Raw genomic sequence first — 12,442 nt, 5'->3', positions numbered from 1 at the left:
GCGCGCCGTCAGGGGTGAGGCGTGTTGGTGTGCAGGTCGCGCCGGGCGTGCAGCCGTTCGTGGCGGATCAGGTACAGCCCCGCGGCGATGACCACCGACGCCCCCACCAGCGTGGGCGCATCGGGCCACACCCCCCAAATCGCCGCGTCCAAGGCGACGCCCCAGGCCAGGGCCGTGTATTCAAACGGCGCCACGGCCGAGGCCTGTCCGTGGCGAAAAGCCTCGGTGATGGCCAGTTGGGCGGCAAAGCCCGTGACGGCCAAGGCCGCCAGCGCGGGCAGGTGATCCGCGGCCACGGGCTTCCAATGGGGCGCGGCCAGGGCGCCCGCCCCCAGGGCCAGCGCCACCATCGACCACCAGACCAGGCTCTCCGGGGCGTCGGTGCGGCAAGCCAGCCGCCCCAGCACGGCAGAGGCCGCATACGCCCCCGCGGCCAGCAGCACGGCCAGCCCCGCCCACCCCAGGAAGGCATCCGGCGTCGGTCGCAGCGCGATCACCACGCCGACCAGTCCCGCAGCGATGGCCGCCAGGTGCGCGCGCCGCACCCGCTCGCCCAGAATGGGGATGGCCAGCAGTGTGATCAGCAGCGGCGCGATGAAAAACAGCGTGTAAGCGTTGGCCAGCGGCAGCGACGACACGCCGTAGGCAAACGCCGTGAGCATGACCACCGCGAGCACGCCTCGGATGGCGTGCAGCGGCCACCGCACCCGCCACACCCGGTGCCAGGCGCGCCGCCAGGTCAGATACGCCATGACCAGCGGCAGCGCGACCCAGCCGCGCATCGACGCCACCTGCGCCGGCGGATAGTGCGCCGTCAGGTGCTTGAGCACCGTGTCCATCAGCGCAAAAAAAGCCACCGCCGCCAGCATGGCGGCGATGCTGCGCAGGTTGCCAGAGTCGGCCAGAGAGGTACGCCACAACAGGAGCATCCGGCGAGTATCCCACGCACACGCCGCGCCTGCAGGGGCGTCACATATTGCGCCGGTACTGGCCGCCCACCTCGAACAGCGTCTGCGTGATTTGCCCCAGCGAGCAGCAGCGCACCGCGTCCATCAGCACCTCGAAGACGTTGCGGTTCTCGATCACGGCGTCCTTCAGGCGCTGCAGCATCGCCGGCGCCTCGTGCGCGTGGCGGGCGTGGAAGTCGCGCAGGCGCTGCAGTTGCGACTGCTTTTCGGCCTCGGTGGAGCGGGCCAGCTCCAGCGACTCGGGGATCGGGTCGCCATGCGGGTTGCGGAAGGTGTTGACGCCGATGATGGGCAGCTCACCGGTGTGCTTGAGCATCTCGTAGTGCATGCTCTCGTCCTGGATGCGGCCGCGCTGGTAGCCGGTCTCCATCGCGCCGAGCACCCCGCCGCGCTCGGCGATGCGCTCGAACTCGGCCAGCACCGCCTCCTCGACCAGCTCGGTCAGCTCCTCGATGATGAAGCTGCCCTGGTTGGGGTTCTCGTTCTTCGCCAGCCCCCACTCGCGGTTGATGATGAGCTGGATGGCCATCGCGCGGCGCACCGATTCCTCGGTCGGCGTCGTGATCGCCTCGTCGTAGGCGTTGGTGTGCAGGCTGTTGCAGTTGTCGTAGATGGCGATCAGCGCCTGCAGCGTGGTGCGGATGTCGTTGAACGCGATCTCCTGCGCGTGCAGGCTGCGGCCGCTGGTCTGGATGTGGTATTTCAGCTTCTGGCTGCGCTCGTTGGCCCCGTACTTTTCCTTCATCGCCACCGCCCAGATGCGGCGTGCCACACGGCCCAGCACCGTGTACTCCGGGTCCATCCCGTTGCTGAAGAAGAACGACAGGTTCGGCGCGAAGTCGTCGATGTGCATCCCACGCGCCAGGTACGCCTCGACGAAGGTGAAGCCATTGGCCAGCGTGAACGCCAGCTGCGAGATCGGGTTGGCACCCGCCTCGGCGATGTGGTAGCCGGAGATCGACACCGAGTAGAAGTTGCGCACATTGTGGTGGACGAAATACTCCTGGATGTCGCCCATCACCTTGAGGCTGAACTCGGTCGAGAAGATGCAGGTGTTCTGGCCCTGGTCTTCCTTGAGGATGTCGGCCTGCACCGTGCCGCGCACATTGGCCAGCACCCACTCCTTGATCTTGGCCGCTTCGGTGTCGGTCGGGTCGCGCCCGTTGTCGGCGCGGAACTTGTCCATCTGCTGGTCGATGGCGGTGTTCATGAACATGGCCAGGATGGTGGGCGCCGGGCCATTGATGGTCATGGACACGCTGGTCGACGGATCGCACAGGTCGAAGCCGCTGTAGAGCACCTTCATGTCGTCCAGCGTGGCGATGGACACGCCGGAGTTGCCGACCTTGCCGTAGATGTCCGGCCGCGGGTCGGGGTCGGCGCCGTACAGCGTGACCGAGTCGAAGGCGGTGGACAGCCGCTTGGCGGGCATCCCCTCCGACAGCAGCTTGAAGCGCCGGTTGGTGCGGAACGGGTCGCCCTCGCCTGCAAACATGCGCGTCGGGTCCTCGCCCTCGCGCTTGAAAGCGAACACGCCCGCGGTGTACGGGAAGCTGCCGGGGACGTTTTCCAGCATCAGCCACTTGAGCAGCTCGCCGTGGTCCTCGTACTTGGGCAGCACGACCTTGCGGATCTTGTTGCCGCTGAGCGTCGTGTGGGTGAGCTGGGTGCGGATTTCCTTGTCGCGGATCTTGACGACATACTCGTCGCCCGCATAGGCCTGCTGCATGGCGGGCCACTGCGCCAGCAGCTTGCGGGCGGCGGGGTCCTGCCGCTCCTGCCGTTGCTGGGCCAGCTCGTCCACGGCTTCGGCCGCCTTGGCGCGGCCGGCCTTGCCGATGCGCAGCATCGCGGCCGTGGCGTGGAGTTGCTGAATCTCCCGCGCCAGCCGGGCTTGCTCATGGACCTTGCGCTTGTAGCTGCGCACGGTCTCGGCGATTTCGGCCAGGTAGCGGGTGCGCGCCGGCGGCACGATGGGGGTCTGGTTGCTGCTGTGGCGCACGTCCACCCGCGGCAGCCGGCCGCCCTCGACGCCCAGCGGCAGGTTCAGCCCCAGCTCGGCCAGCCGGGCCTTGAGCGCCTGATAGAGCGCGGTCACGCCGTCGTCGTTGAAGCGCGCGGCCATGGTGCCAAACACCGGCATGTCCTCCGGCCGCTTGCCCCAGGCCTCCTTGTTGCGCTGCACCTGCTTGGCCACGTCGCGCAGGGCGTCCAGCGCGCCCTTGCGGTCGAACTTGTTGATCGCGACGAACTCCGCGAAGTCCAGCATGTCGATTTTTTCGAGCTGGCTGGCCGCGCCGAATTCCGGCGTCATCACGTACAGCGGCACGTCGACGTGCGGCACGATGGCGGCGTCGCCCTGGCCGATGCCGGAGGTCTCGACGATCACGAGGTCGAAGCCCGCCACCTTGCAGGCGGCGATCACGTCCGGCAGGGCGGCCGAGATTTCGCTGCCGAAGTCGCGCGTGGCCAGGCTGCGCATGTACACGCGCGGGCCCTGCTGCCACGGGCCGATGGCGTTCATGCGGATGCGGTCGCCCAGCAGGGCGCCGCCGCTCTTGCGCCGGCTCGGGTCGATGCTGATGACGGCGATGCGCAGCGCATCGTCCTGGTCCAGCCGCAGGCGGCGGATGAGTTCGTCGGTCAGGCTGCTCTTGCCCGCGCCGCCCGTGCCGGTGATGCCCAGCACCGGCACCCGTGTGTCAGCCGCGGCCGCGCGCAGGCTCGCCAGCAGGTTGGGGTCGGCCTGACCGTTCTCGACCGCCGTGATCAGTTGCGCCAGCGCCCGCCAGGCGGCGTCGCTGTGCCCCTGGATGGCCGCGATGTCGCGCGGCGCATAGGGCGAGAGGTCGCGGTCGCAGCGCATGACCATCTCGCCGATCATGCCTTGCAGGCCCATGCGCTGGCCGTCTTCGGGGCTGTAGATGCGGCCCACGCCGTAGTCCATCAGCTCGCGGATTTCGCTGGGCACGATCACGCCGCCGCCGCCCCCAAACACCTGGATGTGCTCGCCGCCGCGCTGGCGCAGCAGATCCACCATGTACTTGAAATACTCCACATGCCCGCCCTGGTACGAGCTGACCGCGATGCCCTGCACGTCCTCCTGCAAGGCGGCGGTGACCACCTCGTCCACGCTGCGGTTGTGGCCCAGGTGGATCACCTCCGCCCCCATGCTCTGCAGGATGCGGCGCATGATGTTGATGGCCGCGTCGTGACCGTCAAAAAGGCTGGCGGCGGTGACGAAGCGCACCTTGTGCGTGGGCCGGTACTGGGCCAGGGCCTGGAATTCGGCGGACAGGTTGGTCATGCAGAGGTCTCCTCGGAGGGCGCATGCCGCGGCGCAATCGCCTGCGGGCCAGGGGCGGGTTGGTATTGACGTTTACGTAAACGTCAATATTAGCCCAGAACCCGCGCCGAACCAACCGCCGCCCGCCCCGCCGGCGCGGGGCTCAGCCGTACCGCACCTTGGGCAGCCACAGCCCGATATCCGGGAGCAGATACAGCAGCACGATGGCCAGGATCTGGATGCGCCAGCCGCGCGGTCAGCGGGGGCAGCGGCACGATGCGCTGCTCCGCCGGCAGCGGCGGCATGGTGTGCGGCCGCAGCTTGGCCAGCACGATCACATACATACCACGTACAGCCCGGCGAGCATCAGGCCGGGGACGAAGGCCCCTGCGTACAACTGCACCACCGCCAGCGACCCCGGTACACGCGCCATCGACAGGTGCAGGCTCTTGAACAGCTTTTCGATCAGGTTGGCGCGTTCGACCAGATAGCCGATGAAGAACGAACAGCGGGATCGAAATGAGCACGTCGTTGCTCATGGCCGAAAACGCCCGCTGCACCATCAGGTCCAGCGTCTGTTTGACCGCGCCGGCCGCGCTTTGCCCGCCGGAGTGGTAGGCAAAGAAGGTGAAGATGATGCCCATGCCCATCAGCGTGAACGCTGTCGGGAAGCCGCGCATGATGGCCACCACCACCAGCGCCAGCATCATCAGGCCCATCAGGCTGAAACCAAACCACGGTTCGCGGCGCATCAGCCCTGTTTGCCGGCCGGGCGGAGGAAGTAGTGGTTCCACGCCATCTTGAAGTCGACCGTGTCGTCGTTCCACCAGCCGCCGGCGCGTTCGACAAAGGCGCGCTGGCTGTCCAGCATCCAGGTCGTCCTGCGAGTGGCGGTGCGCGGCCTTGCAGCTCCTGTCGGCGCTGGCGGCCTGCACCACATAGTCGATGATTGACTTTTGGCAACGCTTGAATACCATATGGAGTATAAAGACCGAGCCCATCGCCGCTTTCGCCGTTTGCCATGCAATCCGTCCAAGACCCCGATCGCAAGAAAGCCCTGCTGCTGCGCCTCAAGCGTGTCGAGGGGCAGTTGCGCGGCATCCAGCGCCTCATCGAGGCCGACACGGATTGCGAAAAAGTCGCCCAGCAACTGGCGGCGGCGCGCAAGGCGCTGGACAAATCGTTCTTCATGATGGTGGGCTGCGTCATGGCCCAGGGGGATACCCCGCCGGATGACGTGGCGGAGCTGCTGGTCCGCTTTGCCTGACGCCCGCCGGGGCGTGTTTGTGGGGCTCGTGGATCGCGTCTGCGGGCGCGAGCCGCTACCATCGGCGCCATGCATCCGATCCAGCGCTTCGATCCCGATTCCTGCACCTACACCTACGTCCTGTTCGACGCCGACACGCGCGAGGCGGTCATCATCGACCCGGTGGACGAGCAGCTCGAGCGCGACCTGCAGGTGCTGCGCGAATACGGCCTGCGGCTCGTCTGGGTGGTGGAGACGCACGCGCACGCCGACCACATCACCAGCGCGCTCAAGCTCGCGGAGCACACCGGCGCCCACACCGCGGCACCGGCGGCCTGCGGCATCACCACCGTGCACCGCGCGCTGCACGACGGCGACGAACTCGCCTTCGGCGCGCAGCGGCTGCGTGCGCTGGCCACCCCCGGCCACACCGCCGGCAGCATGAGCTACGTCTGGCAGGTGGATGGCCAGACGCACGTCTTCACCGGCGACACGCTGCTGATCGGCGGCTGCGGCCGCACCGACTTCCAGTCCGGCAGCGCCGAGGCGCTCTACCGCAGCATCACCGAGCGCCTGTTCACGCTGCCGGACGAGGCCATCGTCTGGCCCGGGCACGACTACCACGGCCGCACCCACTCCACCATCGGGCACGAGAAGGCGCACAACCCGCGCCTGGCCGGCAAGTCGCTGGCGGAGTTCGTGGCCATCATGGAGCACCTGGGCCTGCCGCGGCCGCGCCGCATGGACGAGGCGGTGCCGGCCAACCTGCGCGGCGGCATTCGCCACGACGCGGACGGCGCCGAGCGCGAGGTGCCGCGCCCGGCGCAGGGTTACGCTGGCGACGTGGCGCCGGAGCTGGCCTGGCGCTGGGTGCAGGAAGGCCGCGCCGTGCTGGTGGACGTGCGCACCGACGCCGAGCGCGAGTGGGTCGGCTACGTGCCCGGCGCGCAGGCGCTGGCGTGGAAGCAGTGGCCCGGCATGCAGCCCAATCCCGCCTTCGACGATGGCGTGCGCCAGCTGGCCGCCGAAGGCAAGCCGCTGCTGATGCTGTGCCGCAGCGGGGCGCGCTCCATCGCCGCGGCGCGCCGCGCCACCGAGCTGGGGGCCACGGCCTACAACGTGCTGGAAGGCTTCGAGGGCGATCCCGACGAGCGCGGCCAGCGCGGGCACCTCGGGGGCTGGCGCCACCGGGGGCTGCCCTGGCGGCAAAACTGAGCCCGGCTCGGCCACCAGCCACGCCGTTATGATGTTTTGATGACTGCGCCGGACACCGCCGCCACCGAATCGACCGCGCTGCTTGCGCTGGACGTGGGCAACACCCGCCTCAAATGGGCGCTGTACGAGGCGCCGGCCCCCGGGGCGCGGCTGCTCGCGCACGGGGTGCAGTTTCTGGAAAACATCGAAACCCTGGCCGAGGGCGACTGGCGCCCGCTGCGCGCGCCGCGCTGGGTGCTGGGCAGCATCGTCGCTGGCGCCGGGGTGCGCCACCGGGTGGAGGAGCAGCTCGAACTGTGGGATGCGCCGGTGCAATGGGTGGTGCCGGGCAATGCCGAGGCCGGGCTGATCAACGGCTACGACCACCCGGCCCGGCTGGGCCCCGATCGCTGGGTGGCCATGATCGGGGCGCGCCAGCGGCTGCTGGCCCGCGGCGAGCCGCGGCCCTGCGTGGTCGTGATGGTCGGCACGGCCGTCACGGTCGAGGCGATCGATGCCGAGGGGCGCTTCCTGGGCGGCATCATCCTGCCGGGCCACGGCATCATGCTGCGGGCGCTGGAGTCCGGCACGGCCGGCCTGCACGTGCCCACCGGCGAGGTGCGGGCCTTTCCCACCAACACCAGCGATGCGCTTACCAGCGGCGGCACCTTTGCCATTGCCGGGGCGGTGCAACGCATGGTGGATAACCTGCGCGCCCACACGGGCCACGAGCCGGTCTGCCTGATGACCGGCGGTGCCGGCTGGAAGATGGCGCCGCACATGACGGTGCCCTTCGAGCTGGTCGAGGGGCTGATCTTCGACGGCCTGCTGGCCATCGCGCGCAACCGCTTCGGGGCGGCCAGCCCGGCGTGGGCGACCGCCGATGTGCGGCCGTGACCGGCCACACCCGCGGCGTCAGGCGGTCCGCGCCAGCCAGCGGGTTGCCAGCGTCACCCAGTAGGTGGCGCCCAGCGGGATCAGCTCGTCGTTGAAGTCGTAGCGCGGGTTGTGCAGGGTGCAGGGGCCGGCGTCGTGGCCCGGGCCATAGGTGCCGCGGTGGGCGCCATCCCCGTTGCCGATGAAGACATACGCCCCCGGCTTGGCCTGCAGCATGTAGGCAAAGTCCTCCGCCCCCAGCGTCGGCTCCTGGGCCACCACGCCGTCCGGGCCGACGATGTCGCGCATCACGTCGGCCGCAAAGGCCGCTTCGGCCGCGCTGTTGACGGTGGGCGGATAGTTGCGCCGGAAACGGAAGTCCGCGCGGGCGCCAAACGCTGCGCACAGCTGCTCGGACAACTCGCGCATGCGCCGCTCGATCAGATCCAGCGCCTCCACCGTGAAGGTGCGCACGGTACCCTGGATTTCGCAACGGTCGGGGATGACATTGGTCGCCTCGCCCGCGTGGATCATGGTGACCGAGATCACACCCGGCTCCACCGGCCGCAGGTTGCGCGTCAGGATGGTCTGAAAGGCCTGCACCAGTTGGCAGGCGATGGGCACGGGGTCCACCGTGTTGTGGGGCAGGGCGGCATGCCCTCCCTTGCCGTGGAGGGTGATGGCGAACTCGTTGCTCGAGGCCATCACCGGCCCGGGGCTGACCGCAAAGCGCCCCACGGGCAGCCCCGGCCAGTTGTGCATGCCAAACACCGCCTGCATGGGAAAGCGCTCGAACAGCCCGTCGGCGATCATCTCGCGCGCGCCGCCGCCGCCTTCTTCCGCCGGCTGGAAGATCAGATACACCGTACCGTCAAAGTCGCGGTACCGCGCCAAGTGTTGCGCGGCGGCCAGCAGCATGGCCGTGTGGCCGTCGTGTCCGCAGGCGTGCATGCGCCCGGGGTGCCGGCTGGCGTGGTCGAAGGTGTTGAGCTCCGTCATCGGCAGCGCATCCATGTCGGCGCGCAGCCCCACGGCCCGTCCACAGGCGCCACCGTCGCGCCCGTGCACGATGCCCACCACACCGGTCGTGCCCAGCCCGCGGTGGATGGGGATGCCCCACTCCGTCAGCAGCGCCGCGATCCGGTCGGCGGTCCGCACCTCCTGAAAGCACAGCTCCGGGTGGGCGTGCAGGTCGCGGCGGATGGCCGCAATCGCTGCGGCCTGTTCGACGATGGGCTCGATCAGCTTCATGGGGACATCCTAGCGCGATTTGTGCCGCCGTGGGTTCGCTGTGGGTCGCGTACCATGCGGCCATGTTAGCCATCGCCGTTTCCCCCGCCATCCCAGGCGCTGAACCCACCGACGATGTCGTTTTCAGAAGACGGCTGCACTGAACGTCAGAAGCCGACTGCACTATAGCAGCGGAGGGGTTGGATCCATCAGGCAACGACGGGCTGCTGCCGGCCAATAGCCGACAATGACGACACTGGAAATCCCCGCCTGTGAGCGTCGGCTCAGGGCGGGACAGCGTCATCCAGCTACCTGCGCCACTGACTCAGCCTTGTCCAGCCGGCCGCGCCGCACGAACAGACTGACCAGCCGTTGACGGATCGCCACCTGGAGTTCCGCCAGTTGTTCCGGCGTGATGCGAATTTCACCCGCTCGACGAGCGCAACACCGGCGCCGCCTACGCCAAGAACCGGCGAATCGAACTCAAACTCACGAACCGCTGAGCGCCGCGTCACCGCGCTGCTGCGCCAGCCAGTCGCGCGGGGCGCAGCCCATGCGCGCGCGGAAGGCGCGCGCCAGAGCGTTCGGGCTGCCGTAGCCGACGCGGTCGGCCACCACCGCCACCGGCCGCCCCTGCTTGAGCAGGGTGCAACTGACGTTCATCCGCCAGTCGGCCAGATAGTCGCCCGGCGTGACGCCCACCGCGTCCTTGAACGCGGCGGCGAAGCGCGCGCGTGACATGCCCGCCTTCGCCGCCAGCGCCTCGAGCGACCACGCGGTCTGCGGCGCATCGTGCATGGCGGTTATGGCGCGCGCGAGTTTCGGGTCGGCCAGGCCCGCCAGCAGTCCGGTGGCGCCAAGCCGCCCATCCATCAGATAACGCAGCAACTGGATCAGTAGCAACTCGCACAAGCGGTCGATGGCGGCCTGCCGACCGCACTGGTCGCGCTCGGCTTCGGCAAACAGCAGCTCTAGCGTCGGCCCGAGGCCGGGCAAGTCCGCCAGCGGAATCAGCAGCATCGACGGCAAGGCCATGGCCAACGGATTGCCCGTCGAAGCGCCCAGATCGACCTCCGCACACAACAGCTCAGCGGTATCGCCGGGGGCGGCGACAAAACCGATGCGACGCCACGCGCGGATAAAACAGCAGGCTCGGCTCGGTAACCAGCAGATCTTCATGCACGGGCGAACGCGCCGTAATCGGGCCGCGCCGCACCAGATGGATATAGCCATGCGGCGCCGCGTAATGATGCTGCCCACAGAAGGCGCCGCTGTGAAAAACGCGCGCCGAAAGCGAGTAGTGCCGGAGCAAGCCGGCCAGTCGATCCGCCATTCCACTCTCCATATAAGACGATAGGTTACGTATTTGATACTTTACGTGCCATATCGTACCAAACAAAGGGCTATCATGCCCACGTGCTCTTGCACCTCACCCACTACGGAGATAGACATGACCCAAATCGCCCCCCTGACCATCGACACCGCTGACGCCGCTACCGCTGCCACACTCAAGGCCGTCAAAGCCAAGCTCGGCATGGTGCCGAACCTGCTCGCCACGCTGGCCCACGCGCCGGCAGCGCTCAACGGCTACCTCGGCCTGTCCGAAACGCTGGGCACCGGCCGCCTGAGTGCCGCCCAGCGCGAGATCGTTGCGCTGGCTGTCGGTCAAGCCAATCGCTGCCAGTACTGCCTGAGCGCACACACCCTGATCGCCAAAGGTGCCGGACTGTCGGCAGAGGCCATCGCCGCGGCCCGCACCGGCCATGCGGCCAACGCACTTGACGATGCAATTGCCGGCTTTGCCCGCGCGCTGGTCGAGCAACGCGGCGTGGTGTCGGCCGACGCCATGGCCAACTACCGCCGCGCGGGGCTCGACGACGGCCTGATACTGGAAGTGATCGCCAACGTCGCGCTGAACACGCTCACCAACTACACCAACCACATCGCCGACACCACGGTGGATTTCCCCGTGGTCGCCGTCTGATCTCCATAGGCATATAAGGAGAACACGATGAAAATCGCACTCACCGGCGCTCTGCTCGCCAGCGCCCTCGTCCTGCCACTGGCCGTCACGGCCGGCGACTTTTCGCCCTATGTGGACAGCCAGGGCGGCATCAGCCGCCCCACAGACTTCCGCACAAACTTCGTCCACCTGGGCTCATATGTGGTGTTGGACGAAAAATCCGCCTCTCGCGGCCTGCACGATGTGTACACCGAAAAGGCCTCGGCCGAGCACTACCGCAAGACCGGCAAGTTCCCGGACGGCGCAACGCTGGTGAAAGAGGTCCGCAAGCTCGAAACCAGCGCCATGACCACTGGCAACCCTGTGGTCTGGGGTTCCGATGCGGCCGTGTGGTTCGTGATGGTCAAGGACGCCAAAGGCCGTTTCGCCAGCAACCCCTTGTGGGGCGACGGCTGGGGCTGGGCGCTGTTCAAGGCCGACGCCCCCGCCAAGAATGTCGCCGTCAGCTACGCAGCCGACTGCATGGGCTGCCATGTGCCGGCGGCCAAGACCGACCGCGTATTCATCCAGGGCTATCCGACACTGACCCAGTCGTCCCTGAAAAATTCATTTTCACGCCGCCCTTAGCCGCAGCTGGGCAGGGTTGGCGCCACTGGACTCGGTTGGCCGCCGCTGGGCGAGCCACCGGCCGATGAGGCGCACGGCCGCAATGAGGCGCAAAAAAGCTCGCCTCAAGAAGGGCACGCCCTTGTTGGCGATCATGCGCAGCAGCCAGCGGATGTTGTAGCCCGCCGCGCACAGCACCGCGTGCAGCCGGTCACCCTGCTCGCCCTTGAGGTGGCACCTGTCCATGCGGTGATCCTGCTTCAAGTGCCCGATGACCGGCTCGATGGCCTGGCGGCGCTTGAGCAGCTTGCGCTCCTGCTGCGTGAGGCGCTTGATCTTGCCGCGGTGCACCAGGCGCACATCCGCAATGTCGGCCTCCACCCCGCGGTAGCCCAAGTCGGCATAGGCCGTGTTGGGCTTGATGCCGCTGTCCTGCATCAGGATCGTGGCCTGCTCCAGCTGCGCTTGCAGCGTGTGCCCGTCGTAGGGGTTGCCATGGAAGGCCCGGGCTCCGACGATGAGGCTGTGCTTCAGGGTGCTGGCAATGCCGACCTTGACGCCGAACTCGTAAGGGCAGCGGGCCTTGCCCTTGTTGATGCACTCCACCTCCGGCGCGTGCCAGGCGTAGAGCTTTCGAGTCCCGTCGGCGGTCTTTCGGTTGGCAGTCTGCGCCACCAGACGCGCCGCCTTGTTGAGGGTGTGGCCAAGAGCGCTCTGGATGGCCTGCCCCAGGCGGCTGGCCTTGCGCTCGATCTCCCGCTGCAGCCTGGCCACGATCGTGCGCTGACGCTTGATGACCCGGCGCATGCGCGCAAACTGCCGCGCGTGCGCATAGCGTCCTGCCTTGCGGCTGAGGTCTTTGCCTTCCTTGGCAAAGGTCTGCTTCAAGGCGATGCCGGCGGCCTTGGCCGCCTCCACCAGCTTGGTGCGTGCCGTCTCCAGCAGCCGGCTGTCGGTCGGATGGGCCACCGCCTTGGGTTGTACGGTGGTGTCCACCACCACGCGCTTGAGTTCCTGCGGCTTGATGAGTCCGGTTTCCACCGCCACGTTGATCGTCTGCGCCAGGAGTTCTT

10 protein-coding genes and 3 pseudogenes are annotated in these 12,442 nt (G+C 68.1%); 5 read left to right on the top strand and 8 right to left on the bottom strand.

All coding sequences use genetic code 11. From position 1 onward, the window contains the following. Positions 1-8: 8 nt before the first annotated feature. The 4 genes and pseudogenes from Tfont_RS09775 to Tfont_RS15065 all read right to left on the bottom strand — a co-directional run. A complete protein-coding gene (locus Tfont_RS09775; RefSeq protein ID WP_068607147.1) occupies positions 9-929 on the bottom strand; it encodes a DMT family transporter in 921 nt (306 codons plus the stop codon). Between the two features lie 40 nt (positions 930-969). After that, entirely contained in the window at positions 970-4,275 is a 3,306-nt protein-coding gene (gene icmF / locus Tfont_RS09770; protein WP_143969292.1) for a fused isobutyryl-CoA mutase/GTPase IcmF, read from the bottom strand. A gap of 224 nt (positions 4,276-4,499) precedes the next feature. After that, positions 4,500-5,006: pseudogene (locus Tfont_RS09765) on the bottom strand (TRAP transporter large permease subunit); the annotation flags it as partial. Continuing rightward, positions 5,006-5,125, bottom strand: a pseudogene (locus Tfont_RS15065) (C4-dicarboxylate ABC transporter); the annotation flags it as partial. The pseudogenes Tfont_RS15065 and Tfont_RS09765, both read right to left, overlap by 1 nt. A 150-nt stretch (positions 5,126-5,275) precedes the next feature. Here Tfont_RS15065 and Tfont_RS09755 point away from each other — a divergent pair. From Tfont_RS09755 to Tfont_RS09745, 3 genes are all read left to right on the top strand, one after another. Continuing rightward, on the top strand, positions 5,276-5,521 hold the full coding sequence (locus Tfont_RS09755; protein WP_068607153.1) for a metal-sensitive transcriptional regulator: 246 nt from the start codon (positions 5,276-5,278) through the stop codon (positions 5,519-5,521). 69 nt (positions 5,522-5,590) lie between these two features. Further along, positions 5,591-6,715, top strand: a complete 1,125-nt coding sequence (locus Tfont_RS09750) for an MBL fold metallo-hydrolase (RefSeq protein ID WP_068607154.1) — start codon at positions 5,591-5,593, stop codon at positions 6,713-6,715. 39 nt (positions 6,716-6,754) lie between these two features. Continuing rightward, positions 6,755-7,591, top strand: coding sequence for a type III pantothenate kinase (locus tag Tfont_RS09745; RefSeq protein ID WP_068607156.1), 837 nt, complete (start codon positions 6,755-6,757; stop codon positions 7,589-7,591). Positions 7,592-7,609: 18 nt separating this feature from the next. Here the strand turns inward: Tfont_RS09745 and Tfont_RS09740 are convergent, their stop codons facing one another. From Tfont_RS09740 to Tfont_RS14785, 3 genes and pseudogenes are all read right to left on the bottom strand, one after another. Further along, positions 7,610-8,821, bottom strand: a complete 1,212-nt coding sequence (locus tag Tfont_RS09740) for a M20 aminoacylase family protein (RefSeq protein ID WP_143969291.1) — start codon at positions 8,819-8,821, stop codon at positions 7,610-7,612. A gap of 468 nt (positions 8,822-9,289) precedes the next feature. Further along, positions 9,290-9,598, bottom strand: coding sequence for a helix-turn-helix domain-containing protein (locus Tfont_RS14790; RefSeq protein WP_453822417.1), 309 nt, complete (start codon positions 9,596-9,598; stop codon positions 9,290-9,292). A gap of 129 nt (positions 9,599-9,727) precedes the next feature. Next, positions 9,728-10,133, bottom strand: a pseudogene (locus Tfont_RS14785) (cupin domain-containing protein); the annotation flags it as partial. Between the two features lie 117 nt (positions 10,134-10,250). On the opposite strand from Tfont_RS14785, the gene Tfont_RS09730 reads away from it, so the two are divergent. Together Tfont_RS09730 and Tfont_RS09725 are read left to right on the top strand one after the other, a co-directional pair. Further along, a complete protein-coding gene (locus Tfont_RS09730; protein WP_143969290.1) occupies positions 10,251-10,784 on the top strand; it encodes a carboxymuconolactone decarboxylase family protein in 534 nt (177 codons plus the stop codon). 27 nt (positions 10,785-10,811) lie between these two features. Next, a complete protein-coding gene (locus Tfont_RS09725) occupies positions 10,812-11,390 on the top strand; it encodes a cytochrome P460 family protein (protein ID WP_143969289.1) in 579 nt (192 codons plus the stop codon). Here the strand turns inward: Tfont_RS09725 and Tfont_RS09720 are convergent. Then, positions 11,376-12,442 (bottom strand): IS5 family transposase (locus Tfont_RS09720; RefSeq protein WP_260682348.1); only part of this gene is annotated, 1,067 nt, incomplete at its 5' end. The two genes, Tfont_RS09725 and Tfont_RS09720, sit on opposite strands and share 15 nt — an antisense overlap.

Source organism: Tepidimonas fonticaldi (assembly GCF_007556755.1).
Lineage (GTDB): Bacteria > Pseudomonadota > Gammaproteobacteria > Burkholderiales > Burkholderiaceae_C > Tepidimonas > Tepidimonas fonticaldi.
This window is presented reverse-complemented; position numbering and strand designations above follow the sequence as displayed.

Excerpts from the sequence above, each read along its gene's own strand:
- Tfont_RS09775 (WP_068607147.1), bottom strand. The coding sequence starts at position 929 with ATGCTCCTGTTGTGGCGTACCTCTCTGGCCGACTCTGGCAACCTGCGC.
- icmF (WP_143969292.1), bottom strand. The coding sequence starts at position 4,275 with ATGACCAACCTGTCCGCCGAATTCCAGGCCCTGGCCCAGTACCGGCCC.
- Tfont_RS09755 (WP_068607153.1), top strand. The coding sequence starts at position 5,276 with ATGCAATCCGTCCAAGACCCCGATCGCAAGAAAGCCCTGCTGCTGCGC.
- Tfont_RS09750 (WP_068607154.1), top strand. The coding sequence starts at position 5,591 with ATGCATCCGATCCAGCGCTTCGATCCCGATTCCTGCACCTACACCTAC.
- Tfont_RS09745 (WP_068607156.1), top strand. The coding sequence starts at position 6,755 with ATGACTGCGCCGGACACCGCCGCCACCGAATCGACCGCGCTGCTTGCG.
- Tfont_RS09740 (WP_143969291.1), bottom strand. The coding sequence starts at position 8,821 with ATGAAGCTGATCGAGCCCATCGTCGAACAGGCCGCAGCGATTGCGGCC.
- Tfont_RS14790 (WP_453822417.1), bottom strand. The coding sequence starts at position 9,598 with ATGCACGATGCGCCGCAGACCGCGTGGTCGCTCGAGGCGCTGGCGGCG.
- Tfont_RS09730 (WP_143969290.1), top strand. The coding sequence starts at position 10,251 with ATGACCCAAATCGCCCCCCTGACCATCGACACCGCTGACGCCGCTACC.
- Tfont_RS09725 (WP_143969289.1), top strand. The coding sequence starts at position 10,812 with ATGAAAATCGCACTCACCGGCGCTCTGCTCGCCAGCGCCCTCGTCCTG.